Source organism: Gemmatimonadaceae bacterium (assembly GCA_035633115.1).
GTDB lineage: Bacteria > Gemmatimonadota > Gemmatimonadetes > Gemmatimonadales > Gemmatimonadaceae > UBA4720.
In genome coordinates this window covers 169,098-195,156 of record DASQFN010000079.1, presented here as the reverse complement: position 1 = coordinate 195,156, position 26,059 = coordinate 169,098, and the positions used below count along the sequence as shown (strand labels likewise).

The following is a 26,059-nucleotide window of genomic DNA, read 5'->3' as shown; positions in this document are numbered from 1 at the left end:
CGTCAGCTAGTTCGCGAGGAGATGTTTCGCAAAGGATTCGGCGTCGATGTTCGCGCCGCACACCACGATGCCGACATTCCTGCCTTCCAGACGTGAGCGGAGCGGATACATCAGAGCTGCAAGAGCTGCGGCTCCCGCCGGCTCGACCGCAAGCTTCGCCGATCGAAAGAGCAGTCGCATCGCGTCCCGGATCTGATCGTCGCTCACCAGCACCACCTCGTCGACGAACTGACGGTTGAGTTCGAAGGAATAAGGTTCGCACCGGGGTGCGCCGAGTGAGTCAGCGATCGTACGCACCGCGTCGATCGACTGAGGCGAGCCTGCCTTGAAGCTGCGGTACATCGTGTCGGCACCTTCCGGCTCGACCACATAGACCGCCGTAGCAGGACTCATCTGCTTCACGGCGCATGCGACGCCGCCGGTGAGTCCTCCTCCTCCCGCCGCGACGATCACGGCGTCGAGAGATGCTCCCGCGGCGCGCACCTGATCGATGAACTCCATTCCTACTGACGCAGTGCCAAGGGCGGTCTTCGGCCCCTCGTATGGATGCACGAACGTGCGCCCTTCAGCGGACTCGATCTCTTTCACGCGCGCGTATGCCTGGGTGACATCGTCCACGAGCTCCAATTCGACTCCGAGCTCCCTGCACAACTGAACTCGAAAGACGTTGGCGCTTTTTGGCATCACGACTTTTGCAGTGCTTCCAAGAATGCGTGTGCAGTAGCCGAGTGAAATGGCGTGATTTCCGGCCGATACGCCGGTAACTCCACGCGCGAGCGCTGCTTCGTCGAGGTCGAGCATCACCGAGAGAGCACCGCGCGGCTTGAAGCTCCCCGTGCGCTGAAAGAGCTCTTCCTTGAGCCAGAGCTGCGTCGATGCGCCCACAGCAGCCGCGACGGCGTCGTCGACCAGATGCCGGACAGGTGTGGTGACTATGAAATCACCGAGCCGGGCGCGGTTTGCGCGGATGGCCTCGACTGTAGGCGCTGTCAGGTTCCTTCCTTCCCTCGCTCCCACCGCCAAACGAGTCCATCGTCGGGATCGACGACTTCGCCGGTGTGCTCGAAGCCGCATTTCGTGAGAACGCGCGTCGAGGCGTTGGCCGTGGGCAGCGTGTGTGCCCGGATCAGACGCACTCGACTATCCTCGCTCGCGAAGTCCACCAGTGCGGCCGCAGCCTCTGTGGCGTAACCGCGTCCCTCGCAATCCGGCACGATGCCGTACGCGATCTCGACCATGCCGTCCTCGTTGGGCGGACCCTTGAATCCGGCGCTGCCGACGACCGAACGACTTTCCCGATCGACGACAGCGAAGCCGTACGTCCAGGGGTCTGGGTCCGAGGACGCGCGAAGGCTCTCGATCCACGCAGGCGACACTTCATCAGAGATGATGAAATCGCGAAGCCCGTTTGCGGCCGTGAGTCCCATCTTCCTCTCGAATTCCGGAACGTCGTCGATCAACGCGAGCAGCTGCTCCGGCGTGTACGGAATCATCTGCAGACGGGCGGTCTCGATGGCCATCACAACCGTGTCGCGAGGCGACACCGTCGGCTATACGCCGACGATGTCTCCCTTCATCCCGCCGAGCGCCGTGAGCAGCTCCGTCTTCTCCTGCTGACCCACATTGTGTTTGTCGAGACTCTGCGTCAGATCTTCGACGAGCGCATTGAATTCGGCCTCGGTGATCTTCATGCCGGCGTGTAAATCCCGCATGCTCTTTCCGGTGTACGTGCATGGACCACCGGTTGCCTGACACACCTGATCGACCAGCATCTGCTTGAGATGTGGAATGTCAGTCTTCGCGAAGCGCGCGTTGATGCGCTTGTCGGCCGCAACATTGGCAACGAAGTCGTCGATCACTATGGTGATTGCCTCTTTCCCACCGAGGCGATCGTAGAGCGACCGTGCGGCGACTGCGGTAGTCTCCGCTGCCGCGACAGCGGCGGTGTCGGTGTCGGCAGCCTCCTGCTTGTCAGCGCATGCGGCAAGCACGAGGGCCGACAGGGCAAAACCGGTGATTTGAAACGAGGGGAACCGTTGCATAACGACGTCCTCCGCGAGGTAGTGTCCACGCCAAACCGGCGACTTCCAAACTCTACCGCTTCAGTGTCGTGGGGGCAACGCCAGTGCAGCGCAGCAGAAACAAAAACCGCCAGGAACTACACTCGGATCTGTGTAGTTCCGGGGTTGAGCTATTGTTACTCCGCGCTGGCAGTCACCCAGGGATCGCTCTCCATCCACTGTTCGTTCGGCGCAAAAAGGAAAACCATTGCTCCGTTCGCGAGCTTGGGGAGAAGCCTCTGGGCACGGGCCGGCTCCATTGCCGGGCAGCCTTCGCTCCGGCCGGCCTTCGTTGGCGTCACATACGGCGCGCCGTGCGCGACGACTTTCCGGACCCGCGCGTTGTCGTTGAAACCCTCGGAGACTCCCTGAAGCTTGAGGCCGATCGAGCCATACGCTCTCCCACCGGACTTGCCGTGGAACGCGTAGGTCTCCTGAGCCAAGTACAAGCCGAGCGATGTCGCATAGCTCCCGTAGGCGTTCGAGAAGCGGGTAGGAATTCCACTGCGGTTCGGAGCGGAGCCGCGACCGTGCGCGACCATGAACGGCCCATCTACGATCTTGAGCGATTCCATGTCGAACACATAGCCGCGCGGCGTGGTGCTCGGCAGACCGTAATCGACGAAGTAGAGGAACGGCTTCCTGACCTGATCAGGATGCGCGGACTTGTAAGCGAAATAGCTCTTGAACGCATCGGCTAGCGCGCGCGAATGACTCAACGGACGGACGACGCTCTGGAACGCGCCGAGAGCAATCGTAACTGGCGAAACGCTGACCGTCGGGGCGAACGGAACGATCGGCTTCAATGTGTCCGAAGCGAAAAGACCGCCGCTCACGATCGAGATTGCCGAGGTTGCAACCGGGCCGCGCTCGCGGGCGGCCGGAATTACCTGGGTGCTCCCAAACGCGACAGCAACTCCACCGATGAATGCGTTCTGAAGGTATTTTCGCTGGATCATTCCTCTCCTTACCCCGTTCGACGGGGAGTTGGGTCAACGGACGCAGTTTTTCAACGGAGATGACTAGTAAAAGCTCTCCGTTGAAAAGCGACCGTTCTGTTTTCCAATCCATAAGTTTAACGCTTTCCGGCCCCGTTGTAAATACTTACGGCGCCGCGAGTTAAGCCCGCTTCAGAGCTGTTCCGGTCCGCATGTAAAGACTTGATTTTGCTTCAGTTTCCTGCCTACAAGGGACTACCGCGCTCTCGCCCGCCTAACCGAGGCGTATGGCCTCCGGGCGAAGGCCAGCACGGCCTCCAGGATAGCCGGAGTTGAAATGAACAGGTCGTCGCCGTGAGACGCCCCATCGACAATCAGGTGGGCCGAATTCCGAAAGCCCTTTCGCACCTCGTCGGCGTTCGCAACGGGCGTCCTCCCGTCCAGCGTCCCGCTTATAAACAGAGCGGGCACGGCTGATCTGACTGGCCTTCGATATGTCTCGGGCAGCGAACGAGCTCCCCATCCGTCACATGCTTCCTCGAAATCGAGCGTCGCGTAGCCGAGCAGCGCGGTCTTAGCCTCGGCTTCCACCTGGCTGTGGCGCGCGCGTGACGTCCCGGCCTGGCAATCGTGAAGTGATTCCCACGGGGACTGGAAGGGCTGATTCAACGCCTGCAGCTTGAGACCGGCCACGTTCCCGTAATTTCCCGACTTCATCGCACCAAACAGCGGCTCGAGCATCGCCATCTGCTTGCGATCGCCAAGCGTCGAGGCAACGAACACGCGAACGTCGTAGCCGCCGATGCCGACCTTCGCGCCTTTCACGTCGACTGTGACGGGGCTGCCATCGAGCGTGGTGAATACCGATCGCATCAGCTCGACGATCTGAGGCTTGCCCGCAGCAAGTGTCATGACCGCCGTGTCCATGCCGCCGGGTAGATGAGCAGTTTGCCCGGGACCTTCGGTGCCGGCGAGGAAAACGGACGCGACTCGCTCCGGATGCTCGCGCACGTACTCGAGCACGATGTGAGTCCCCGTGCTCGTCCCGAACAACCGGATGCGCTCGGCGCCGAGGTGCCTGCGAAGCTCGTCGATATCTGCGACGACTTCACGCGCATTGTATCCAGAAAGGTCAAACCCCTTCGCTTGCAGCGAATCCGCGCATCGCTTGTTTGTGCCGCGCGTCGCAGTGATCAGCGCGGCACGTGTGAGCGGAACCGTCATGTCCAGTCCGAGCTGCACGTTGCAGGACAGCCGCGGTGTGCTGCGTCCCGTTCCGCGAATGTCGAAAGCCACAACGTCGCCGAGCTCGCGGAGAGCTTCGAAGAATGGCCGGCGTGCTCCGCGAACGGCGGATGTCCCCGCGCCGCTTCCGCCCGATACATAGATGAGAGGTATGCCTTTCTCTGCACCCGTCCCCGCGAACCGAAGAGCTGCAAGAGAAAGCGGCCGGCTGTTCTTCTTCATCCGGTTTTCGCGGACCGTGATCCGGAACGAATCCGCGTCGGGTGACGGCACCTGAGCGAAGGCAGGGGCCGCAATCAGAGTGAAAAACGTCGTTGTTAGATACAGCTCGCGCTGGAGTGTGCGCATTTCACACCGTCTTGAAGATTGTTAGTTGGCTGTAATTGCGATGTTGCCGGCGATGGTCGAGAGAACGAGCTCACGACCGCCGCGGCCGATCACACCGCGTGCACTTGTGCCCAGACTTCCGCGCAGCCTCAGCCGGGAGAGGAAAGATTCCCGACGCTGCCCGATTGCGAAGTCCGACTTGATCGTACCCGTGCGCGTTTCCGCCGCAACGTTTAGATCGGCGCTCCGCGGAAGCGAGACCTTCACGTTGCCGCTCTTCGACTCGAGCTCACGCACGCCCACCCAATCGGTGGCAGCCATTGCCACGCTGATGCTGCCACTGCTCGAGTAAGCTGACACCGGTCCGCTCAGCAGGTTTGTCGTGATGTCGCCTGTCGCTGACGACGCGAAGAGGCCGACTCCCCTGGGCACCGAGACCGCAAATTCCACTTCGACGTCGTTCGCCCGCGTGTTGAACTGACCGCGCGCCCCAGGCTGGCATTTGTTCGCGGGATGAGCAGCAGGCGTCGGGTACAGAACGCAAACTGTCGCGCCCTTTTTCGTGCGGACCACCTCGAAGCGAATATCGGGGTTAGTCGACCGACCGTGCCGTGTAGCTCGCACGGTGACGCTGTCGCTTTCGGTCGAGACCGCGTGGATGCTTCCCATCACGCCCTGTACCTCGATCGACTGACCAGCGGACAAAACGCCGGACCAGTGAAACACGGGCTTCCCCCATCCTCGCACGGAGCCGGGCGCAAACGCAGGCGATCCACCTAATACTGCGAGCAACAGGGCGGCGGCAAGGGAGATGAACGTGGTGCGCGACGTCATGCGAACGCCTTTGTCCCTTTCGATCAGCTGTTGAACGCGACCGAGGAGCGTCGAGGGCTGCTCCGCCAGCGCGGGGGCCAGAAGTTGAGGTATATCCCCGCGCGACCACTCGGCGACTCGCGCAAGTGAACGAGCGAGTGGCAGAGGCGAACCTTCCGCGCGCACCGCAAGCTCGTCACACAGATACTCAGATTGCTCCTGCCACTTCATTCGGGCCATCCTGTTCAAGACCTGAAAGAAAAAAAGCGATTCGATGGTCGCGGCCAGCATCAGCCACCACGGATCGCGTCGCGCGAGATGCGCGAGCTCGTGCCCGATCACGCTGCGCTGCTCCTCGGGCGTGAACTCCTCGAGAACTCTGCGGGGCAACGTGATTTCCGACGTGCCGAGAATTACGGGACTGGCGAGCTCCTCGGAAACGGTGACGCGAACGGTGTCGGTGATGCGCATCTTCTGCGCAACGCGTGCTACCAGCTCACGTGTTGCGTTGTCCGCGTCCGAGCGAGGGCCGAGGGAGCGTCGCGCATGCGTCGTGACGTACGCAACCTTCAGCAGCACGAACGACGCGTAGAGAATCCAGGCCGCGACGATGATTGTCGGCAGCAGGCGCAGCAGCGGAGAAGTGTTCGGGGCAGCGCGCCAGCTCGCTTCGACGACGGACGCAGTCTCGTACTTGCCGCTCAACGGCTGAAGACCGGTCGCTACAGCTATCGTGGCCGTGACCACGCCGCTGATCAGCGCGAGCTTCCACGTAACTTCCTGAACATCGCGTCCTGGTGTGCGCAGCCGATCAATCAGCCACAAGCCGCCGATGATCAGCGTGCTGTGCGTCATATAGGTAGCGAGCCAGGCGGCCACCGATGCGCATGCGTAAATAACGAAGAACGACAGCGACTCGAGGGACATCATTCGCCGAGCGTTTTGTGTGCTTTGCGCTCCTGCCGCTCTTTCTCCTCGATCAGCTTCTTCACCTGCGCGAGCTCTTCAGCCCCGATTTTGTGCGACGCCAGTAGCTGGTTGATCAGGGCGGGTACGTCGGCGGGCAGCAGCCTCTCCGCGACTTCGCTGAGCATCGACCGACGCGCGGCGGCAGAGGTTATCAACGCCTCGTAAACGAATTGCCGACCCTCAGTCTCGTGCGCAACGGCGCCTTTTTTCTCCAGGCGGCGGAGCAGAGTCGCGACGGTGGCTGCTGCCAGGCCTCGTTTGACCCCCACGGCTGCATGGACGTCTGCCACGGTTGCCGAGCCTTTCGTCCAGAGCACGGCCATGATCTCGAGCTGAAGCTCAGTGAGCCGGAGTTCCTTCATACCGCTCCAAGGTGTCTCGTACAGGTGTAATACTACACCTGTACTAATTAGGAGTCAAGCTCAGTCTTTTGCTCAGTTCGATCGACACCGACGCAAGCCGCGGTTCTCCTGCGGCGGCAGCTGGTGGATACTGGACCGCATGCCAGGAGGAACCCTACGTTAGGGCGCCGATTCCCTCAACACCCACACGATGACTGACATGCGAGCATTGACGGTTCGATTTGCCATTCTCGTTCTTTCCACCGGACCCTTTGTCGCGTGTGCTCCTGCGAGGCAAGGCGCGGCACCGCCGCCCGCGCCGGCGCAGGTGCGTGCTCCCGTGGCTCCGCGCGTCGTACCGCAACCGGTATCCATGACGCTCGCCGGCGGCGACGCGTTCACGCTCGCGAGCTCAACGAGTATTGTCGTCGACGCCGGTAACGCAGAAGTGTTGCGCGTCGCGAGTCAGCTGGCTTCGCTGTTACGGCCCGCGACAGCGTTCGCGGTTCCAATATCGAGCAGTGGCGCGCCCGCTCCAGGTGCGATCGCGCTCCGCCTGGCAAGCGACGCCGCGCTCGGCCCCGAAGGATATCAGCTCACGGTGTCGCGCGATTCAGTGCGCATCACTGCCAGCGCGGCAGCCGGATTGTTTCACGGCGTGCAGACGCTGCGACAGCTGCTGCCGCCCCAGATCGAATCCGACATGTCGCTTTCGAAAGTCGCATGGACGGTTCCCGCGGTCTCGATCACCGATCGACCGCGTTATTCCTGGCGCGGAGCGATGCTCGACATTGCCCGCCATTTCTTCACCGTCGACGAGATCAAGCAGTACGTCGATCTGCTCGCGTTGTACAAGCTGAACGTGCTCCATCTCCACCTCGCCGACGACCAGGGGTGGCGCATCGAGATCAAGTCGCGCCCGAAGCTCGTTGGCATGGGCAGCGCGACCCAGGTTGGTGGAGGTCCTGGCGGATATCTCACGCAGGCGGAGTACACGGACATCGTGCGGTACGCGCAGGAGCGGTACATCACGGTAGTCCCCGAGATCGACCTGCCGGGGCACATCAACGCGGCGCTCATCGGATATCCCGAGCTGAGCTGCAGCAAGCGCGGCCCCTTCGTGTACACCGGAACGGAAGTCGGTTGGAGCACGCTTTGCGCGAACAAGGAAGAGACGTATGCGTTCGTGGACGACGTGGTGCGTGAGATCGCCGCACTGACCCCCGGCCGCTATTTCCACATGGGAGGCGACGAGAATCCGATTCTGACCAAGGAGGAGTACTCGAAATTTGTCGAGCGGACGCAGGACATCGTCGAGCGATACGGCAAGCACATGGTGGGATGGGAAGAGATCTCGCACGCGCGCCTGCACCCGACGACAATTTCGCAGGCGTGGGCGACGGATACGGTTGCCGCCGCCGCGGTGCAGTACGGCGCCAAAGTCCTCATGTCACCTGCCAAGCGGACTTATCTCGATATGAAGTACGACAGCACAACGCAGCTCGGGCTCACGTGGGCGGCCCTCATCGAAGTGCGCGATGCGTACGACTGGGATCCCGCGACATATATGAAGGGCGTGACGGAAGCGAACATCGCCGGCGTCGAGGCGCCGATCTGGTCGGAAACGGTGCGTAACCTGACGGCGGTGCAGTATCTGGCCATGCCGCGTTTGCCAGCGCTCGCGGAGGTCGCGTGGACGCCGCAGAGCGCGCGAAACTGGGAGAGTTTCAGAACGCGAATCGCGACGCACGCGCCGAGATGGAATTTTCTCGGCGTCAATTACTATCGGTCGCCTCAGATTCCCTGGTGAGCGGAGGCGGCGCTACTTCCTGGCGGCCGTTTTCTCCCGCAGCTCCGCGCCCCAGTTGTGCACGACGATGGTTTGCGACTCGGCGCCTGCGCGCTTGAGCATCAGGAAGCGTCCGTCGGGCGCGATGTCGTAATTGGGGTGTGAAGAGTCGGTGAGATAGTCGCCGGTAAGAACGACCTTTCGAGCGCCGATCGAAAATTCGGCGCCCGTCGTCACATCGACCTCGACCACCTCACCGAGCTGGGTGCGATAGTACAGTGACCGGCCCGAGCGGCCCCACAGTGGCTCCGAGCCGCCAGCGTCGCTCACCTGTATTCGCGCGCCACTTCCCGGGAACGGCCGCACATAGATCTCGAAGCGACCGCTCTCATTCGAGTGGTAGGCAAGCCACTTCCCATCCGGCGACAAACGGGGCATGCTCTCCGTCTCAGGTCCGGTCACCAGCGGAACGACAGTTCGCTCGCCAGTGAGCGGCACGGCGAGGATGTCGCGCGGGTACTTCGCGCCGGGAGACGTGCGAACGAGGAGCCATTTCATGTCCGGCGACATGACCGCTTCGAACGGCTCGACCTCGGGCTGGTAAAGGAGCTCTGCCGGCCCGCTTCCATCAGCCGGCTGGCGCCAGATCCCGGTCTTGTTCGTGCGCGCCGAAATGAAGATCACGTGGCGTCCATCCGGGGTCCACTCAGGTCGAATGTTGGCACCCTCGTTCGTGAGGCGTGTGAACGTGTTTCGGGCAACGTTGTAGATCCAGATATCGGTCGTGTTATTGCCGACGACCGAGATCGCGACGCGCCCGCCATCAGGCGAAAAACGCGGAGTGCCATAGTTGCCGGGCTCGCGAATCAGTGCGGTGGGCGCCGGACCGCCCGAGGCGGCGAGTACCGGCTGGAACTGTGCGCGCCCGCTGAGATATGCCAGGGTCCCGGAGGAAGAGAGCGATGCCTTTGCTCCGGCCGTCGCATCGAGGAGCACTCCCTCGTCCAGCTGAATAGGATCACCTATCGGCCGACGCGCGGAATTGTCAAAGCGAACCGCCATCAGGCCGCCCGACGGTGAGACATAAGCGAGCTGGTCGCCAAGCATTCCCAGCGGCATTGCGACACTCAGGTCGAACTCCTCGATCTTCCCGCCCTCGAGCGTCATCACAGCGAGCCGCTGTGGTTGGGAGGGACTGCTTGCAGCGACGTATGCGATTGCTTTTCCACCGGGCAGGACGAGCGGCCAACGTTTTCCACTCCGCAGGGCGCTGGAATCGGTGTTCACGCGCCGCGCTTCCCCGCCAGTCTCCGGCAAGGCCCACATTCCGCTGAACGACCCGACGTAGATCATGCCGGACTTGCTCCAGCTCAGACCGTAGGGCACGGCGCTGCCAGTCGTCCCGACAGTGCTGATCTGCCCACCGTCCACCGAGACCTTCCTGAGCACGTTGCCTTCGGTGAAGGCAACCCAGCGGCCGTCGGGCGAGAAAGTGAGGTTGCGTCCTGCCGCTTCCGAAACCTGCCGCGCTGCGATCTCGTTGATGCGCCGCACGTACATCCGGCGGCTCACCCCGGTTACCGAGGTGAAAGCGATCATATCTCCCTTAGGTGACACGGCGATCGTCGTGCCGGTCATCGCATCGTTGATGCGGGCCCCGGCCGGCAGGTCGAAGTTGGCGCGAATGACCGGGGCATCGAGGCGCTCCTGCGGTCTCAAGTAGTGCCAGCCGAGCCAGGCGGCCAGTGCGCCCACGAGCGACCACGCAGCGATTTCCCGAATGCGCGAGTTTCGGCTAACTGCAGCTTTGACTGGCGACGGTTGATACGAGGCCAATGTAGCGATCGCGCCTTTGCCTTCGAGCGCGTCGGCAAACTCCTTAGCCGTCGTGAACCGGTCGGCTGCGAGCTTCTCCAGTGCGCATCCGATGGCTGCATCCACATGCGGTGGCACATTCGGACGGCTCGCGCGCACGCTCGCGGGTTTCTCCGTCAGCAACTTCGCGATGATCGCCTGAGAAGTGCTCGCCACGTGCGGCGGATCACCCACGAGCATCTCATATGTAATTGCGCCGAGCGAGTAGATGTCCGTGCGACCGTCGACTACCCGGTCACCCGTCGCCTGCTCGGGACTCATGTACTGCGGCGTGCCCAGACTCAGCCCCGTCTGCGTGATGCGCGCACCGCCTGCATTGCTCACCGCCAGCGCGATCCCGAAGTCGGCGATAAGCGGTTGCCCTTCCTGCATCAGGATGTTCTCGGGCTTGAGATCGCGATGAATCACGTTGTGCCGGTGCGCGTAGCCCAATGCGCTTGCGATTGCGGATGCAATGCTGACGGTCTCGTCCACCGGAAGCTGCTTCTCGCGGTCGAGGCGCACACGGAGACTCTCGCCCTCCACGTAAGGCATCACGTAGAACAGCAGCCCGTCGACCTCGCCGGAATCGAATAGCGGCAGGAGGTTCGGGTGCTGCAGATTCGCCGTCACCTCGATTTCGGCGAGGAACCTCGATGCGCCGAGCACGGCACCGAGCTCGGGGTTCAGAACCTTGAGCGCGACCCTGCGGTTGTGCCTGACGTCGCGCGCGAGGTAGACCGTAGCCATCCCGCCCACGCCAATCTCGCGGTCGATTGTGTAGCGGCCTTCAAGCGCGGTACCGAGGCGGGTTTGCATGGGCGGCTGCTAACCTACAATGCGTGGTCAGGCCGAGCCAGCGTTTTCAAAATGGGCCCGACGATGCGATCGGGCTCCAGCGCGTTGACGGTGCCTACGCCACGTGCATTCTCCGCAACCGCCCTATGGAGAGCAGGAGGAAACCGCGGATCACGAGCACCGAAATGATGATCGCGACAGGCGTGCTTACGTGATCGCTCACGCCAACATCATTTCGCTGGGCCCGTCACAAAGAACGTGATTCTTGGAAAGTCGTTGAAGGGAGTCGAGAGCGGACCAGGATCGAAATAGCTGCCCACCTGCCACGTTGAGAGGCCCACCGCGTTCACGATGAATTCCAGGTCGGGTTCAGCCACCGTCCCACCGGCGCCGCTGGCGCCAAAAGCGGGGGGGCTGACGCGCGTTCCATCCAGGCCCAAGCCACTCCCCGTCACGATGTAGTAGGACACGCCACTGACAGGCTTCCATGAGAGCCGGACCTGACCCGGAGCAACCTGCACCGCGGCAAACCCGGACGGATTGATGGGCGGTGTGACGTTAAGTGAAACTCTCGGGAATGATGTTTCCGCCGACGATATTGGCCCGGGATCATAGTAGCTCCCCACGGACCACTCGTGGTTTCCGCCTGGAACCTGCGTCACGGCAAGTACCACGTCAGACTGAATCACCGTCTTCCCGTCGCTGGCGCCAAAGCCAGACGTGGCGGCGTCAACTCTAACGCCACCGTCGGTCGAGCCGGGTCCCGTCACCATGTAGTAAGACACATCGTCGACCGGCTGCCATGACAGCCGGACCTGACCCGTGGCCGTCTGCACGGCCGCGAGCCCTGAGGGATTGACCGGCACCGGGGGGCTAACGTTCAGCGTAACCCTTGGAAACGCCGCTGCGGGCGTAGAGACCGGGCCGGGGTCATAGTAGCTGGCCACTGCCCATTCCTGATTGCCGTGTCGAACGCCAGTCGCAGTGTGCACTATTTGCGGGACGCCCGATTTGCCGAGGCCGACTTTGACGCCGCCCAGGGGCAACCCGGGTCCCAGCAGCACATAGTAGGACGCGCCGCTCACGGGCTGCCACGAAAGCCGCACCACGCCCTGACTCGTCTCCTGGGCGGTGAAACCCGAAGGGTTGATCGGGACCACCGGACGCGGTGCGGCCGGTGGTGGCATTCGGACCTTGCCACCGGTCGGCGCTACGGGCAGTGGGCCGCTGACAACTTCAGTGGATACCGGCGTTTTCCCCCCGACTGGCTGCTTGGCGACAGGGGCGAGCGGCGTGCCGCTCGCTGGCGAGGACGCCGTCACCGCGGTTGGCGCCGACGCGGGGGACGCGGGCGCTGGTGCTGGTGTTGGTGACCGCGCGATCGTACCGGCCTGAGGACGCGTAACTCCGGTTATCGGCGTTGCACCTGTCCCGGGGATAGCGGCGGCGGCGCTCTGCACAGCGCAGCTTGGCGGATCGGACGCGCTGAGCGCTCTCGCAAGTGAAAAATTCCCCGCAGCTTCCACGGAGACGCCCGGTACACGCGATGCTTGCGCCAGAGCACGCGCAGGATACTTCGCCGTGACCACCGCGCTACTCCCAGCCGTTCCGCGCTGGCAGCCGCACGCCAGCAGGTGGTAAGGATCCTGCCATTGCGCCGCAACCGCTCCGCCGTCCGCCGTCACCGACATGTCGAAATCGGTGATCGTGACATACTTGCCGGAAGGATTCCTGGGAATGTCGCGTGTTTTGGGATCTCTGATCTCCAGGCGCACCGCAGCGCACGTGCCGATCGGAAGCGGATTCATCGTGGAGTAGACTTTCACGGTCCACGGCTCCTGTCCTCTGATAATCGCTGGGATGAGCAAGCCCGTTGCGAGAAGGAGTAGACCAGAGCGTTGTAGCAGCGACATAGTTACCTCGGTGAGGCAGGGCAGGATTTGCAGACAATTCTTACGACCAGGCCAGGTGCGTCACTCGCTGCGGAGCGGGCGCCGATGTAGTCGGGCTATGGCACCGCGAGCGAGCAAACAACTATAAGGGGTCATTCGAGATCCGCGCTTGGATTCTCCGGCCAGCTTCCGGTGCTGCTGAAGCCGGCAAACACGCGGCTGGAGGTGATTGTGAATTTCCATCGTGAAGTCGCGGAGCAGCTGGCCACGAGGTGACGCTGCGGCGCTACTGAGATGCAACGGACTCCCAGCGCGGTAACTGGTAAGGGTGGACCTCGCGGACGACAGATTCGGGATCTGCACCACCCGGCAGCCTGGAGTGATACCAATCCCGGCACCACCCGAGTCAATACGGTGCGGGCGCTATGTTTCACGGACTAGTTCATGATCCGTTCCTCGATGTCACGCCGGATGATCCTCGCGAGTGGTGCCGCGATTGCCGCCCTGATTGCGCTTCATCCTCCGTGGACCGCTCGAGCGATTGTCATGCGCATGACCTTCGATGTCCCGGGTGCACCGCCGGCCACAGTCCTGGATACGGTCAGCTGGGGCATACCCTCCGCAGCCATTTACGCCCGTCCTTCACTCGCCATACCTGCTCGACAGCAGACTGCCTTCCAGGCACGAGTGTCAAAGGGTGATACGTCTACAGCCCGGGAGTGGCAGGAGAGAATCGAGGACATTGAACGGCGATACAGCGTGCCCGAGCAGCTAAGGTCCGAGTGGATTCGGGATACCACCGGCTCGGCTCCCACCGTTGCCTTCACACGGAAGATCGTCACCGCGCACTTCGAGGTTGACGCTGTTCGACTCGGAGTCTTTCTGCTCGCAGTCTTTCTGCTCGCAGTGGTTGCCGCGACTACCGCGGCAGCGATCCTCAAGTCACGCCGAAGCAGCAACTCTCCTGCTTAGCCTGCCTGGAGACGACCCGTCTAACGCGCGACTTTCCGCATGACCGCACGGGCAGGTGCGCCTTCGTTTCCCGCCAGCTTCATCGGTAACACGATCAGATCGTAGTCACCGGCCTGCATCGTCTCGAGTGCCAGTCCCTCGACGATCGGAATGCCTTTGCCGAGCAGGATCCGATGCGTGACAGGCGCCGGCGCGCCGAACTTCTCCGCCGAGATGTAGTCGATGCCAACCAGCTTTACACCGGCGTCGGCGAGCACCTGAGCGGCATCGGGCGTGATGAAGGCGAAGTCGCGATGAAACGTCGATTCCTTCATCCACCCTCGCACCGAGCTCCTCGTCCGGAAGATCACTCGCTCGGCATTGCGCCACGTGTGCCGGTTGAGCTCCGCGGCGTCGATGGACTGCACGCTTTCCGGTATATCGAACACGCGAGCAGGCCCGATGAACGCCTCGAGTGCGAGCCTTTCTATGGAAGCGCCGTCGCGAATGAAATGCAACGGCGCGTCGACGTGCGTTCCGCTGTGCGCCCCCAATGACAAGTTCAAGTTCAGATCGCCCTCCTTGGGGAAATGCCGAGAGCTACAAACCTAGAACTACGCAGGCAGGAGAAGCCAGAAGAAGAGGGCTGAGTTTCATGATCAAGCCTCAGGACAGCTCCTTCCCTGGAGCAGGCCGGGCTGCCCTAGTTGACGCCCTTTGAACACTTCTCCATTCTAGGGCTAGCAAGTCATTCAAGTGAACCCGCAATTCATCGGAGACATTATGCATTTCAGCTCGACCAACAGGTGGTACTCAGCCGCACTCCTACTCGCTTCGGCAGCTTTCGTCGTCGTGTCGCCATCGACGACGCATGCCCAGGCAACCGCGGTGTCAGCTCTGTCGCCCGACCTTCAGGCAGCCAAAGCCGCGCTCGCGAAATACAGCGACCCTCTCGTCGCGGTGAGGGACGGATACTTCTCGACCGTCGCGTGCATTGATTTCCCCAAAGGTGCGAAGGACGGACCAATCGAGTATCCACCCGGCGCGATGGGTGTTCATTTCCTGAACCCGGCCAACATCGGCCCGGTGCTCGATCCCGCCAAGCCGCAGGTGCTCATCTACGAGCAGGTTGGCGACAAGCTCGTGCTCACCGCGGCAGAGTGGTTCATGCCGGTAGAAGCTGCCGGTGGCAAGGCGCCGACGATTTTCGGGCAGACGCTTTACGGTCCAATGGATGGGCACGAGCCGATCATGCCAGCAAGCCTTCGCCACTACGACTTGCACGTGTGGCTGTGGAAAGGCAATCCACGCGGAATCTTCACATCGACCAACGCGTCGGTTAAGTGCGCTCCCGGTGCGACGTACACTGTTGCCCTCGGAGAGCACGGGCACCAGCTGAAATAGCTAAACGGCGGGGAGGACAGGGATCTTCCCGCCGTTTTGTCAAGCCGTTCTCCCGCCCCCGCGGCGGCGCAAACGTACGGAAAAGGACAGTTCGTCCTTGGATTAGGCTAGATTCAAATGACCTAGAGGTAGTCATGACTCAAGTGCCGTTCGTCGAAGACATCGAAACGTACGCGCAGGACATTGTAGACACCGTCCGCGAGCCGCTTCTGATGCTCGACACGAATCTCCGCGTGCAGAGCGCAAATCGCGCGTTCTACGAGACGTTCCATGTCTCCGCCGCAGAAACCGAAAACCAGCTCATCTACCAGCTTGGCAACGGTCAGTGGGACATCCCCGACCTGCGAACACTGCTCGAGGACGTCATCCCGACGAGCTCTGTGTTCAACGACTTCGAGCTGGAGCATACCTTCCCGATAATCGGGCGTCGTGTGATGCTGCTGAACGGCCGAAAGCTGCGCGCCGGAAGCCACTCCGCAATCATCGTCCTCGCGATGGAAGACGTCACGGAAAGGCGGCGCTCAGAGGCCGACCTGAGAGCGATCGAGACATACGCTCAGGACATCGTAGACACGGTGCGGGAGCCGCTGCTCATCCTCGACACGACGCTGCGCGTGCAATCCGGAAACCGGGCGTTCTACCAGACGTTCAAGGTTTCACCGGACGAAACGGAAAATCGCCTGATCTACGAGTTGGGCAACGGCCAATGGGATATCCCGGCGCTCAGAACACTCCTCGAGGACATCGTGCCGAAGAGCTCAGTGTTCAACGACTTCGAGCTCGAGCACGACTTTCCGGCACTCGGTCGGAGGGTGATGCTCCTTAACGCCCGAAAGCTTCAGGCGGGGCACCACGGGGAGCTGCTCGTCCTCGCAATGGAAGACGTCACCGAGCGCCGGCGTGCGGAAGAAGAAGTAGCCAAGGCGAAAGAGGCCTCGGAGATTGCGAACCGGACCAAGAGCCTGTTTCTCGCGAACATGAGCCACGAGCTCCGGACACCGCTCAACGCGATCGTCGGCTACTCCGAGATGCTGCAGGAAGAGGCAAGCGATCGGGAGCTCGATTCTTTCTGCGCGGACCTCGAGAAGATCACCGTGTCAGGCAAGCATCTGCTCGCGCTCATCAATGACATCCTGGACCTGTCCAAGATCGAAGCCGGCAAGATGGAGCTGTATCTCGAAAACTTCGATCTGAAGGCATTGATCGACGATGTCGCCGCTACGATCAAGCCGATGGTGGAGAACAACTCCAACAAGCTGAACATCGAGCGCGCCGACAATCTCGGCGGAATGCGCGCGGACCAGGTCAAGGTGCGGCAGGCGCTCTTCAACCTTCTGTCGAATGCCGCCAAGTTCACCCACGACGGGTCCATCACGCTCAACGCATCGAGGGAAGCGATGGATGACGCGGACTGGATCTCGTTTCGCGTCGCCGACACGGGCATCGGCCTCAGTCCCGACAAGATCGTCAGGCTGTTCCAGGACTTCACGCAGGCTGACGCGTCGACCACCCGCAAGTTCGGAGGCACGGGACTGGGACTCGCGCTCACGCGGCGATTCTGCCAGATGATGGGCGGCGACGTGACGGTGAGCAGCGTTCCTGGCCAGGGCAGCATCTTTACAATCAAGCTGCCGGCAATCGTCCACGAAGCGAGGCCCGAGCTGCTCGGCGATGAAGTTCCAGATCCTGACCGGGTGGTAGCCGGGATCGATCGCAGCACGGATCCAATCCCGGAGCCATCGACGTGCGTGCTCGTAATCGACGACGACCTGTTGCAGCGCGATCTCATGCGGCGCTTTCTGAGCAAGGAGGGTTATTGCGTACGTTGCGCCAGCACTGGCGAGGAAGGATTGCGTCTCGCACTCGAGCTGCTTCCCATCGCGATCACGCTGGACGTGATGATGCCCGACATGGATGGGTGGGCTGTCCTGAAGGCGATCAAAGCCAGTCCGGGTTTGCGCGAGGTACCGGTGATCATGCTGACGATGGTGGACGACCCGGAGCGAGGCCACACACTCGGGGCCTCGGACTACGTCACGAAGCCCGTGAATCGGCGCCGGCTGTCGAAGATTCTCAAGCGATATTCCTGTTCAACACCAGAGTGCCCGATTCTCGTCGTCGAGGACGATTCCATGACTCGCGCCTCGATGCGGAAGATGCTGCAGAAAGAAGGCTGCCGAGTGACAGAAGCCGAGAACGGTGAGGTCGGCCTCGCATCGATGGAGCGCGACCGTCCCAGTTTGATCTTTCTGGATCTGCTGATGCCGGTAATGGATGGCTTCGAGTTCGTCGAGAAGGTGCGCGATCATCCCGAGTGGCGCACCATTCCTATAGTAGTAGTGACTGCGGCGGAGCTTACAGGAAAGGAGCGACGCCGGCTCAACGGGTATGTCGAAACCATTCTTCACAAAGAGGGGAACTCGAAGGAGGAGCTGCTACAGCAGGTGCGTGAGGCATTGGACAACAATGCCGTACCGCGCATATTCGCTGCCTGACGGAATATGCCCAGAATCCTGTTGGTCGAGGACAACGAGATGAATCGCGACATGCTGTCGCGCCGCTTACAGCGAAGGGGATATGAGGTCATGATTGCCGTGGACGGTCAGCAGGGAGTTGCGATGGCCCAATCGGAATCACCCGACCTTATTCTGATGGACATGAGCCTTCCCCTGATCGACGGCTGGGAAGCAACCCGTACTCTCAAAGGCGCGGCGGAAACGAAGCACATTCCTGTGATCGCGCTTACCGCCCATGCGATGTCCACGGACCGCGACAGGGCGTTGGAAGCCGGCTGCGACGACTACGACACGAAGCCGATCGAGCTGTCGCGACTGCTTGGAAAAATGGAGGTGCTCCTCGGCTCTGACGCGGGGAGAGCCGCGGGCGGAGGAAAGAGCTCATGAGCGATCTGCCCCCGGAGATAGAGCAGGCGGTTCAGCTACCCCCGGAGATAGAGAAGGCGGTTCAGCACATGCTGCCGCCGAATCTGCTCCACGATCTCCGCACGCCACTTGGTCACATCCTTGGCTACTCGGAGCTGCTGATAGAACAGATGAAGGACGCGGGGCGCGAGGAGTACATCCCTTATCTCGAGAAAATCAGGAAGGCGGGCCACGAGCTGCTCGGGTTGATGACGGACAACTTTCAGGCAACTCGTCCGAACGATGGTGGCTGACGAGAGTCAGTCGCAGGGGAGCGAAGGCCGATTCAGACACTCGAGCAAGGAGGAAGACCGATGCCGTTCTACCTGACCCGTTTCAGCTACACGCCGGCGACATGGGCGAGGCTCATCAAGAACCCGGAAGACCGTCGTGGCGCGGCGAAGCAGTACATCGAAGCGGTCGGGGGAAAGCTGCACGGCTTCTGGTATGCCTTCGGCGAGCACGACGCGTACACCCTGTGGGAGGCTCCGGACAACGTCTCGATGGCAGCCACCGCGCTGGCGATCAGCGCCGGCGGAGCGCTCAGCTCTTTGCAGACGATTGTTCTCCTCACTGTCGAGGATACCCTCGCAGCTTTGGAGAAGGCGTCGTCGATCACGTATCGGCCGCCGGGCGAGAAAGCTTAGTGGGTCGCGATTCGCATTCTTCAGCCGTCGAGTGCGGGCAGGCCCCACTCGGCTCGCACCACCGGATACACAGCCGCCGGAACCTGCACCACGACGGGTCGTGATCGCGGATCGAGCCACGCCATGAGCCGCTCGAGCTCCCTCGCATCGAGCGCCGTGCACCCGACCGTCGTCGAGCGCGGGCCGGACCAGATGTGGAAAAAGATGCACGAGCCGCGCGCCTTCATCGGCGGCGATGCATTGTAGCCGACAATCACGCCCAGTCGATATTGCGCGATCCGGCGCATGTGCTCGGCGCTCTTCCAATCGATGCGCGGCACGGCGTTGCGATTGACGACGGTGTTGTAGTGCACAGAGGCGGTGTCGTCGACGCACTCACTTCTTGGCGTGAGCTGAACGTAGGGAAGGCGCACCGACCGCATCGAGTCGCGGGGCGAAAATCCGAATGCCGTGTCGAGCGGGAACACCCCGGCCGGCGAGCGGCCGTCGCCCTCGAACTTTCGTGGTCCGGCAGTCGGCTTGCCGGCGACGGCGAGCTCGTCGAAACCTACTCCCCACGCGAGACCAGTCCGGCCAACGACGATCGGCACTACCGCTCCGTTGCGGCGCCATGATGAATCCCTGTTTCCGCGAACAAAAAGGCGGAGCTCACCCGAGGTCGAGTCCCAGCCTGCTGTCGTCACTACCACGAGCTGCGTTGCAGCGACAAGCGGTTGCACGGTAGTCTGCGCGAGCAGCGCCGGAGGGGCGGGCGGTGCAGGCGGCGCAGGTGGGGCAGGCCGGGCGGGCGGTGCAGGAGGCGCGGGCGGCGCGGGGGAGACACGGCATGCCAGCACGAATGCCATGGCCGCCGCAAACAACATGCGATGAGAAATGCTCATGATGAATCAGCACTCACGGCCGCGCCTGAGCGACGGACCGGGTGGAGTCCGCGAAACCGAGGAAGCGGTCGATCTTCCAGCCGCCATCGGCTCCACGGGCCAGAATGGTCACGTATCGACCAAATTCGGTCACGCGTGCACCACTGGAGTCGCTCCAGGATTGCTGGAACGCGCCGAACTCCGTCGCGTGATTCGCCGCGATCCTTCGCGACGAGACATTCAGCTGCAGGTCCATGTCTTTGAGTGCGATCCAATTGGTACGCACCATTGCTTCCATTCCCGCGGGACCCCGGACCGTATTGAACGCCGGCCATTCGAAAACCGCACTGTCCGTGTAGAGCGCCCCGTACGCTGTCGGGTCTCGACGACGATATGCGTCCACCAGGCGGGTGTTCAGCGAATCGATGCCGGCGCCGGCTGCGGCGTTGGCGTCGCTGTCAACGCGAGTGTCGGTGCCGCCGGGCGACTCGCGAGCCCCCTCGGAGCAAGCCGTGACCAGGACGAACAGCGTGATGAAACCTGCGCGAATATGTGTAGACATCCGGTCACTCCGCGTGTGGCGGGTTGGGCGAGCTTGCGACCACCGCGGCCCGTGCGGCGACCTCCTGCATCTGCCGCCGGCGAAGCCTTGCCCAGCTCGGGAGTCGAAACGCGCCGAGCCCGAACATGACGGCGCCGGCACTTCCCAGGAGGGCCTGTGACGACAGGAAACCGACATCCCCCAAGGCTCCACGCAGGCTGGCGGAAATCAGGGTAAAAGTTGCAAAGCCAACCATTGCGAGCCCGCCGATAATCATGCCGCGCGCGTCGCCCTTGATTGTTTTGAGGCGAATCCGATGCCCGGTCGGGGTAGGCTCGAGGAGAGCCTGCAGGTTGCCGTTCGCCCACTGGCGAAATGAGCCTTCTGATCTCTGTGTCCCGCGTGCATCGAAGGTCTCGCGCAGATCCACGACGACTCGCTCCCACTCGTCGTCTGAAAGCTTTCGACCGAGATCGACTGTCAGTCCAACGCCGATGGGGAGGCCGAGGAACTGGCGCGACGTCGGGCGCCCGGCCAGCTCTATGGCCTTCGCGGCCTCAGCAAGCTGCTCGCGTGAGATCCCGACTTCGCGGCCGATCTCCTGAAGCTGGGTCAGCGTCATCCCTTCACCCGAGGGGAGATGGTGCGGGCTCGTGTGCTGCGCCTCCGCTGCGCGCTCGAAGATCGCCGCGACTTCCTCGTCGTTGAAACGTCGTTCGGTCATTTGACGAGAAAGATGGTCAAGGTCATCGTCCGAGACAAAGTCATCGCACGAACTTTTTCAGTGCGGCCATCAATCGGTCGCGGGGCATCGCATAAACTCGAAAATCGTCTGCTCCCGTCATTGTCTCGGCTGCGAGAAGTGCGTTCACGATCGCTTCCTCTGTAGCCTGGACAGTCGCGTAAAACAGCGCATTCATTCGCGGATTGGGAAGCATGTCGACCTTTACCACGTTTCCATCGTTGCCGGTGCGCGGGTTAGCTGTCGAGAAGGCGAGAAAAATGTCGCCGGAGCTGTTCCCACCGAAGCCGCCCGTTCTCGCAATACCCAGCGCGACCCGGTTTACGAGTCGCTTCAATTGATGAGGGAGCAGCGGAGCGTCAGTCGCCACCACGACGATGATGGACCCTTGCTCGGCAGTTATCGGTACCGAGCTCGATGTCTTCGAGATGCCGTCGCATCGCCTTGCCTGCGGCCGGAGTGTCGTGTCCGCGTTCGCAACGCACGGCATGAGATCCGTTATCTCCTGACCTACGGGAGCTCCCGCAATGCGCAAATGTTGTCTCAGACCGTAATTGCACTGGACTAGAACGCCGACCGTATAACCGCCGTCGCGAGATTCCAAACGGCGTGATGACGTACCGATTCCTCCCTTGAACTGATGGCAGACCATTCCCGTACCGCCACCAACGGAGCCCTCGCGCACCGCGCCGGGGGTCGCAGAGTTGAGAGCGCTGATGACGTGCTCGGTCTTTACATGAAAGCCGTTGATATCGCTGAGGCCTCCGTCGTACGTCTCGGCTACAACTGGCAACCCCCACGGCTGCAGACCAGGACGGGACACCTGCCACTGAAGAATTCCGTCCCGCACGAGACCAACGCTGTGCGTATTCGTAATCGCCACCGGGCCCTCGAGAATCCCGGACTCCTGGAGCCACGTGGTTCCGGTCATTTCTCCATTGCCATTCAGCGTGGCCCACGCGCCGAAGACCGGATCCGCGCTGTTCTTACCGCGAGGATGGATGACGGTAACGCCGGTGCGTACCGGGCCGCGCCCCACAACGAGCTTGCCCTTGCCGGACACGAGCGTCGTGTGCCCGACTTCGACTCCGGCCACGTCGGTGATCGCATCGAGAGCGCCCGGCGTACCTCCAATGCTTGCGGCGATTCCCAGCTCCCGGGCGCGCGGCGTCTGCGCGGTAGCCAGCACAGCGGGGAAGAGCAGGAGAGCTGCGGCGCGGAACATGTTCACACTCCGAACTGAGGTGGCACCTGGTCCGTCAATTACCGGTAGCGATCGGGTGCGTACCGCGTGGCCAGAAGCCCGGTTGCTTCGCCGACGTCGATAGACTGCACCAGCACGCCTTCCCGCCCATATGGCAAATACGCCTGGCACTCGCCCGAGGGGGCGATCAGGCTCGTCGCCGATTCCTGGAAGCGCAAAGCATAATTGACGCTGGCAAAGTAGATCGTGTTCTCTCTGCTGCGCATCATCATCGCTTTTTCGTAGTACGGCCCGTCAGCTGCGCCCCACTCCGTTAGGCGAACACCTTCCCGCTCAGTCCCCGTGAGCTGAGGATGGAAGACAATCTTTGCGCCGCGCATCGCCGCCCATCGTACCGTTTCGGGGTACCGCCATCCCTCATGACAAATGGCGATTCCAAACTTGGTTCCATTGATCGCGAACAGTCGTCGCGTATTCCCGGGCACATAGAACTGGTCTTCAGTCGGATCCAGCTGGTTCTTGGTCTGATATCCCTGAATGCCGCCGTCGGCGTTGATGACGTAAGCGACGATTTGGCGTCCCTCGTTCGAGAGCCTTTCCATGCCGAGGATGGTGGCGATCGCAAGCTCTCGCGCCGCCTGGGCCACAGCGTGCAGTGCCCGCTCCTGCTGCACGTGATCATAAGGGAATGGGTCAAAATCCTGACCTCGCAACCCAGGCAGGTAGGCTTCGGGGAAGCACACGATCTCCGCGCCCTGGGCAGCTGCGTCTGACTGGAGCCGCTTGATCCTGTCCAGTCCGTCTTCAAGGCTTGAGGCGATGCGAGGCGATGCGAGAGCAATGCGCATGGTGCGTTTCGTCGAGTCGCCTCTCGCGCGACGTTAGAACTGCAGTCGCGAGATATACACGAAGTCGCGGCGCACACTGTCTAATGGCGTGCCCGGATACGTCTCCTGCTCCACGAACAAATGCTTCTCGTCGATGCGCTCGATGCTGCGAAGCAGCTGACGGAAGTCGAGGATCCCTTTGCCGAGCTCCGTGTCTGCCGTTGCGCCGAGCTGCGGCACGTCCTTGATGTGAAACAGCCAGTAGCGGTCGCCAAACCGCTTCATGTAATCCATCGGATCGCGCTTTGCCATAGCTACGTTGCCAGTGTCGAGCTGCAGGCGAACGACGGCCGGATCCGTTCGCGCAACGAGGACGTCGTAGGTAATCTGGCCGTCGATCTCGACGAAATCGTTTGCGTGGTTGTGAAAGGCGATCCAGACGCCCCGCTCGCGCGCAATTCGCCCGGCCTCGTTCAAGCGGTCACCCCAGCGGCGATAGTCGTCGAGCGTCGGCGGTCTCGTAATCGGCAGGCTCGCGACCGTGATATACTCGTGACCGAGCGTCTGCGCGTCTCCTAGCTCCCGCTGCATGTTGTCGAGCGCATTCCCGCTTACATGGGTAGATGGGGCGCGCAGGTCGTTACGATCGAGAACCGCTCGCAGCGCGGCGGGCGACATTCCGAAGTTGTTCATCGAGCCGAGCAGCTCGACGTCGTTGTAACCGGCGGCGGCGATGTCCGCGATTGTGCGCTCGAGATCGCGCTTCGCGTCGTCACGAAGGCTGTACAGCTGCACGCCGACGCGACGCAGCCTTCGGGTGCCGGCCCCTGGCGTTGCCGCGCGCGCGGCGCATGCGAGCTGCGTGAGCCCGACAGCTGAACCGAGTGTAGCTACGAAATCTCGACGATACATGTGAGCCCTCGGCGGATCGAGACGTGACGCTTCACTAACGCCTGGCGTAGACCACGAAGGCCACTCGCCGACTGTCCGGTAACCAGGATGGAACGTTGATAGTGCCCTGACCGCCGAAAAACGCTGGCGTCAAATCGCGGACTGACCGGTCGCGCAGGTCCATCAGGCGAAGCTTTACATGCTTTCCGAACGGATGGTCCTCGCCCTGGTCTTCGAGGTACGAGATGAAAACAAGCCAGCGCCCGTCGGGCGACGGGTGCGGAAACCAGTTGGAGTAAGCGTCGCGAGTGAGCTGTTCGGGCTGGCTCCCGTCGGGGCGCATGCGCCATATCTGTATCTTTCCACTACAAAACGAATTGAAGTAGATGAACTTGCCGTCGGCCGAGTCGTCGGGGCCGTCATCGAGACCGCGGCAGGTAGTGACGCGTCTTTCATCTCCACCGCCCACGGGGATCGTGTAGATGTCCCACTCGCCATCCCGGCGGCCGACGAACGCGAGCGTCTTTCCGTCAGGAGACCATCCATGCCAGAAGCTCGGCGCCTTCGTCGTGACCTTTACCGGCGTCGCGCTGCCGGCGATGGGGAGAGTGTAGATGCTCGACGCGAGCCAGTCCTCCTTCGGGTCGATAATGTGCTCGTCGGCGTGATGGCTGATTACGAGGCGTTTTCCGTCGGGTGAGATACCGTGATCGTTGTTGGAGCGCGTGGCGAATCCGGTTGGAATCTCCTCGAGGCGCTTCTCACCGCGAGCGTTCAAACGATAAAGCCGTCCCTTGCCGTTGACGATGAAATAGCGACCGTCGGGCGACCAGTTCGGCGCCTCGAAGTGGCGGTCGTCGGTAAAAACTGTTTCGATGCGTCCTGAGTGAATCTCTACGGTTCTGAGTGAGCTGCGGATTGAATCGGCGGGTTGGCCGAGAGCACTGTTCGCGACGAATATTCCCGGCAGGATTAGAAGACGACGTAGTGTCTGCATCCTCGTCACTTCCACGTGAATGTCACAACGTCCTCTCGACACGCTACTCGCTACCTCACCGGCGTCTTGTGTCCGGGCGGACAAGCGGTACAAACCGCACCTGCATCGTGGTCTCCTCGATCACTCCGGCAGCCGTCTTCGTGAGCACCCGCATCTCCTGCTCTCCCGCGCCGACAGGAATGATCATTCGACCGTTCACTGCCAGCTGGTCCACGAGTGCCTGAGGCACATGATCTGGGGCAGCAGTGACCAGAATCGCGTCGAACGGTGCGTGCTCTTTCCAACCTGCGTATCCATCCCCGGCGCGAATCTGGACATTCGTATAGCCAAGCTCGCGAAGCCGATTCCGGGCACGGTCAGCGAGCTCGCGAATGATTTCGATAGTGTAAACCTCACGCGCAAGCTCCGCCAGAATTGCTGCCTGGTAGCCCGAGCCGGTACCGATCTCCAGCACCTTTTCTTCGGGAGAGATTTTCGCTGCCTCCGTCATGTAGCCAACAATGTATGGCTGGGAGATTGTCTGATCGAAGCCGATCGGAAGGGGACCATCGGCATACGCCAGATGCCGAAGCGAAGGCTCCACGAACTCATGGCGCGGCACCCTTGTCATCGCTGCGAGCACCGTTCTCTCGCGAATCCCCCTCGCGCGCAGCTGCTCCTGAACCATCCGCGCTCGCTCGGCGACATAGGGATCTTGTGCATCGCTTTTGACCGACATGGAATCGTGCTGAGGCTCCGGCCGCTGACAGGCAAGCGAGCCAAGCACTAACGTGAGAAGGCCGGCAGTAATTGCAGGCGCCGCAGCGAGAAGTCGCGAGTGGCTAACGGATCGGCACCGTCGAGCTAAGGGTTGACGAGCGCGACGATCCAACCCAGCATCGCCTGCGGACCGCCGAGCGCGGACATGAGCAGCGGGATCGTGATGAACGGTCCGACGCCGATCATGTTGGTCATGTTCAGCGCCGTCGCAGGGAGGAGACTGAAGCGACGGGGGGTGTGGTTGTTCCAGCGGTGTCGCGGTGTCCCCAGCCGGGGTGGTCGGCGCACT

25 protein-coding genes are annotated in these 26,059 nt (G+C 62.0%); 7 read left to right on the top strand and 18 right to left on the bottom strand.

Translation table 11 applies throughout. The annotated features are described in order from the left end of the window. Positions 1-6: 6 nt before the first annotated feature. From VES88_10575 to VES88_10545, 7 genes are all read right to left on the bottom strand, one after another. The gene (locus tag VES88_10575; protein HYN81936.1) at positions 7-1,017 is read right to left on the bottom strand and encodes a pyridoxal-phosphate dependent enzyme; all 1,011 of its coding nucleotides are present in this window, start codon (positions 1,015-1,017) and stop codon (positions 7-9) included. Next, entirely contained in the window at positions 990-1,544 is a 555-nt protein-coding gene (locus tag VES88_10570) for a GNAT family N-acetyltransferase (GenBank protein ID HYN81935.1), read from the bottom strand. Before VES88_10570 ends, VES88_10575 begins: the two co-directional genes overlap by 28 nt. Positions 1,545-1,550: 6 nt before the next feature. Next, positions 1,551-2,042, bottom strand: a complete 492-nt coding sequence (locus VES88_10565) for a group 1 truncated hemoglobin (GenBank protein HYN81934.1) — start codon at positions 2,040-2,042, stop codon at positions 1,551-1,553. A 155-nt stretch (positions 2,043-2,197) separates the two neighbouring features. Beyond that, positions 2,198-3,019, bottom strand: coding sequence for a murein L,D-transpeptidase catalytic domain family protein (locus tag VES88_10560; GenBank protein ID HYN81933.1), 822 nt, complete (start codon positions 3,017-3,019; stop codon positions 2,198-2,200). 234 nt (positions 3,020-3,253) lie between these two features. Beyond that, complete coding sequence (locus VES88_10555) at positions 3,254-4,591, bottom strand: alpha/beta fold hydrolase (GenBank protein ID HYN81932.1); 1,338 nt, start codon at positions 4,589-4,591, stop codon at positions 3,254-3,256. A 21-nt stretch (positions 4,592-4,612) separates the two neighbouring features. Then, the gene (locus VES88_10550) at positions 4,613-6,313 is read right to left on the bottom strand and encodes a M56 family metallopeptidase (GenBank protein HYN81931.1); all 1,701 of its coding nucleotides are present in this window, start codon (positions 6,311-6,313) and stop codon (positions 4,613-4,615) included. Continuing rightward, positions 6,310-6,714 (bottom strand): BlaI/MecI/CopY family transcriptional regulator, encoded by a 405-nt coding sequence (locus VES88_10545; GenBank protein ID HYN81930.1) that lies wholly within the window; start codon positions 6,712-6,714, stop codon positions 6,310-6,312. The genes VES88_10550 and VES88_10545 overlap by 4 nt, the downstream gene beginning before the upstream one ends. A 190-nt stretch (positions 6,715-6,904) precedes the next feature. On the opposite strand from VES88_10545, the gene VES88_10540 reads away from it, so the two are divergent. Next, on the top strand, positions 6,905-8,503 hold the full coding sequence (locus VES88_10540) for a beta-N-acetylhexosaminidase (GenBank protein HYN81929.1): 1,599 nt from the start codon (positions 6,905-6,907) through the stop codon (positions 8,501-8,503). 12 nt (positions 8,504-8,515) lie between these two features. Here VES88_10540 and VES88_10535 read toward each other — a convergent pair whose 3' ends face one another. Both VES88_10535 and VES88_10530 read right to left on the bottom strand, forming a co-directional pair. Further along, positions 8,516-11,155: a protein kinase gene (locus VES88_10535; protein HYN81928.1), complete on the bottom strand. Its 2,640-nt coding sequence runs from the start codon at positions 11,153-11,155 to the stop codon at positions 8,516-8,518. 209 nt (positions 11,156-11,364) lie between these two features. Continuing rightward, entirely contained in the window at positions 11,365-12,960 is a 1,596-nt protein-coding gene (locus VES88_10530; protein ID HYN81927.1) for a hypothetical protein, read from the bottom strand. 510 nt (positions 12,961-13,470) lie between these two features. Between VES88_10530 and VES88_10525 the strand changes: the two genes are divergently transcribed. Further along, the gene (locus VES88_10525; protein ID HYN81926.1) at positions 13,471-13,998 is read left to right on the top strand and encodes a hypothetical protein; all 528 of its coding nucleotides are present in this window, start codon (positions 13,471-13,473) and stop codon (positions 13,996-13,998) included. A gap of 20 nt (positions 13,999-14,018) precedes the next feature. Here VES88_10525 and VES88_10520 read toward each other — a convergent pair whose 3' ends face one another. Beyond that, positions 14,019-14,543 carry a cyclase family protein gene (locus VES88_10520; protein ID HYN81925.1) on the bottom strand — a complete coding sequence of 175 codons (525 nt, stop codon included), beginning with the start codon at positions 14,541-14,543 and terminating at the stop codon, positions 14,019-14,021. A gap of 217 nt (positions 14,544-14,760) precedes the next feature. Here VES88_10520 and VES88_10515 point away from each other — a divergent pair, with 217 nt between their 5' ends. The 5 genes from VES88_10515 to VES88_10495 all read left to right on the top strand — a co-directional run bounded on the left by VES88_10515 (position 14,761) and on the right by VES88_10495 (position 18,949). Beyond that, positions 14,761-15,381 carry a hypothetical protein gene (locus VES88_10515; GenBank protein ID HYN81924.1) on the top strand — a complete coding sequence of 207 codons (621 nt, stop codon included), beginning with the start codon at positions 14,761-14,763 and terminating at the stop codon, positions 15,379-15,381. A gap of 134 nt (positions 15,382-15,515) precedes the next feature. Then, entirely contained in the window at positions 15,516-17,876 is a 2,361-nt protein-coding gene (locus VES88_10510; GenBank protein HYN81923.1) for a response regulator, read from the top strand. 6 nt (positions 17,877-17,882) lie between these two features. Then, positions 17,883-18,284 carry a response regulator gene (locus VES88_10505; protein ID HYN81922.1) on the top strand — a complete coding sequence of 134 codons (402 nt, stop codon included), beginning with the start codon at positions 17,883-17,885 and terminating at the stop codon, positions 18,282-18,284. Continuing rightward, positions 18,281-18,556, top strand: coding sequence for a histidine kinase dimerization/phospho-acceptor domain-containing protein (locus VES88_10500; GenBank protein ID HYN81921.1), 276 nt, complete (start codon positions 18,281-18,283; stop codon positions 18,554-18,556). Before VES88_10505 ends, VES88_10500 begins: the two co-directional genes overlap by 4 nt. A gap of 60 nt (positions 18,557-18,616) precedes the next feature. After that, a complete protein-coding gene (locus VES88_10495; protein HYN81920.1) occupies positions 18,617-18,949 on the top strand; it encodes a GYD domain-containing protein in 333 nt (110 codons plus the stop codon). Between the two features lie 20 nt (positions 18,950-18,969). Here the strand turns inward: VES88_10495 and VES88_10490 are convergent, their stop codons facing one another. From VES88_10490 to VES88_10455, 8 genes are read right to left on the bottom strand one after another with little or no spacing between them, the layout of a single operon-like run. Further along, positions 18,970-19,830 carry a L,D-transpeptidase family protein gene (locus tag VES88_10490; GenBank protein HYN81919.1) on the bottom strand — a complete coding sequence of 287 codons (861 nt, stop codon included), beginning with the start codon at positions 19,828-19,830 and terminating at the stop codon, positions 18,970-18,972. A gap of 13 nt (positions 19,831-19,843) precedes the next feature. After that, positions 19,844-20,371, bottom strand: coding sequence for a DUF4440 domain-containing protein (locus VES88_10485; protein HYN81918.1), 528 nt, complete (start codon positions 20,369-20,371; stop codon positions 19,844-19,846). Between the two features lie 4 nt (positions 20,372-20,375). Further along, positions 20,376-21,074, bottom strand: a complete 699-nt coding sequence (locus VES88_10480) for a hypothetical protein (GenBank protein ID HYN81917.1) — start codon at positions 21,072-21,074, stop codon at positions 20,376-20,378. Between the two features lie 40 nt (positions 21,075-21,114). Beyond that, complete coding sequence (locus tag VES88_10475) at positions 21,115-22,317, bottom strand: P1 family peptidase (protein ID HYN81916.1); 1,203 nt, start codon at positions 22,315-22,317, stop codon at positions 21,115-21,117. Positions 22,318-22,355: 38 nt separating this feature from the next. Continuing rightward, positions 22,356-23,144, bottom strand: coding sequence for a carbon-nitrogen hydrolase family protein (locus VES88_10470; protein ID HYN81915.1), 789 nt, complete (start codon positions 23,142-23,144; stop codon positions 22,356-22,358). A gap of 33 nt (positions 23,145-23,177) precedes the next feature. Next, complete coding sequence (locus tag VES88_10465; protein ID HYN81914.1) at positions 23,178-24,035, bottom strand: sugar phosphate isomerase/epimerase; 858 nt, start codon at positions 24,033-24,035, stop codon at positions 23,178-23,180. A 34-nt stretch (positions 24,036-24,069) separates the two neighbouring features. Continuing rightward, the gene (locus VES88_10460) at positions 24,070-25,011 is read right to left on the bottom strand and encodes a hypothetical protein (protein ID HYN81913.1); all 942 of its coding nucleotides are present in this window, start codon (positions 25,009-25,011) and stop codon (positions 24,070-24,072) included. A gap of 55 nt (positions 25,012-25,066) precedes the next feature. Further along, positions 25,067-25,729, bottom strand: a complete 663-nt coding sequence (locus VES88_10455) for a protein-L-isoaspartate(D-aspartate) O-methyltransferase (protein HYN81912.1) — start codon at positions 25,727-25,729, stop codon at positions 25,067-25,069. Positions 25,730-26,059: the final 330 nt, after the last annotated feature.

Coding starts and splice junctions, on each gene's coding strand:
- VES88_10565 (HYN81934.1), bottom strand. CDS start 2,042: ATGCAACGGTTCCCCTCGTTTCAAATCACCGGTTTTGCCCTGTCGGCC.
- VES88_10560 (HYN81933.1), bottom strand. CDS start 3,019: ATGATCCAGCGAAAATACCTTCAGAACGCATTCATCGGTGGAGTTGCT.
- VES88_10555 (HYN81932.1), bottom strand. CDS start 4,591: ATGCGCACACTCCAGCGCGAGCTGTATCTAACAACGACGTTTTTCACT.
- VES88_10550 (HYN81931.1), bottom strand. CDS start 6,313: ATGATGTCCCTCGAGTCGCTGTCGTTCTTCGTTATTTACGCATGCGCA.
- VES88_10545 (HYN81930.1), bottom strand. CDS start 6,714: ATGAAGGAACTCCGGCTCACTGAGCTTCAGCTCGAGATCATGGCCGTG.
- VES88_10540 (HYN81929.1), top strand. CDS start 6,905: ATGACTGACATGCGAGCATTGACGGTTCGATTTGCCATTCTCGTTCTT.
- VES88_10535 (HYN81928.1), bottom strand. CDS start 11,155: ATGCAAACCCGCCTCGGTACCGCGCTTGAAGGCCGCTACACAATCGAC.
- VES88_10525 (HYN81926.1), top strand. CDS start 13,471: ATGATCCGTTCCTCGATGTCACGCCGGATGATCCTCGCGAGTGGTGCC.
- VES88_10515 (HYN81924.1), top strand. CDS start 14,761: ATGCATTTCAGCTCGACCAACAGGTGGTACTCAGCCGCACTCCTACTC.
- VES88_10510 (HYN81923.1), top strand. CDS start 15,516: ATGACTCAAGTGCCGTTCGTCGAAGACATCGAAACGTACGCGCAGGAC.
- VES88_10505 (HYN81922.1), top strand. CDS start 17,883: ATGCCCAGAATCCTGTTGGTCGAGGACAACGAGATGAATCGCGACATG.
- VES88_10500 (HYN81921.1), top strand. CDS start 18,281: ATGAGCGATCTGCCCCCGGAGATAGAGCAGGCGGTTCAGCTACCCCCG.
- VES88_10495 (HYN81920.1), top strand. CDS start 18,617: ATGCCGTTCTACCTGACCCGTTTCAGCTACACGCCGGCGACATGGGCG.
- VES88_10490 (HYN81919.1), bottom strand. CDS start 19,830: ATGAGCATTTCTCATCGCATGTTGTTTGCGGCGGCCATGGCATTCGTG.
- VES88_10485 (HYN81918.1), bottom strand. CDS start 20,371: ATGTCTACACATATTCGCGCAGGTTTCATCACGCTGTTCGTCCTGGTC.
- VES88_10480 (HYN81917.1), bottom strand. CDS start 21,074: ATGACCGAACGACGTTTCAACGACGAGGAAGTCGCGGCGATCTTCGAG.
- VES88_10475 (HYN81916.1), bottom strand. CDS start 22,317: ATGTTCCGCGCCGCAGCTCTCCTGCTCTTCCCCGCTGTGCTGGCTACC.
- VES88_10470 (HYN81915.1), bottom strand. CDS start 23,144: ATGCGCATTGCTCTCGCATCGCCTCGCATCGCCTCAAGCCTTGAAGAC.
- VES88_10465 (HYN81914.1), bottom strand. CDS start 24,035: ATGTATCGTCGAGATTTCGTAGCTACACTCGGTTCAGCTGTCGGGCTC.
- VES88_10460 (HYN81913.1), bottom strand. CDS start 25,011: ATGCAGACACTACGTCGTCTTCTAATCCTGCCGGGAATATTCGTCGCG.
- VES88_10455 (HYN81912.1), bottom strand. CDS start 25,729: ATGTCGGTCAAAAGCGATGCACAAGATCCCTATGTCGCCGAGCGAGCG.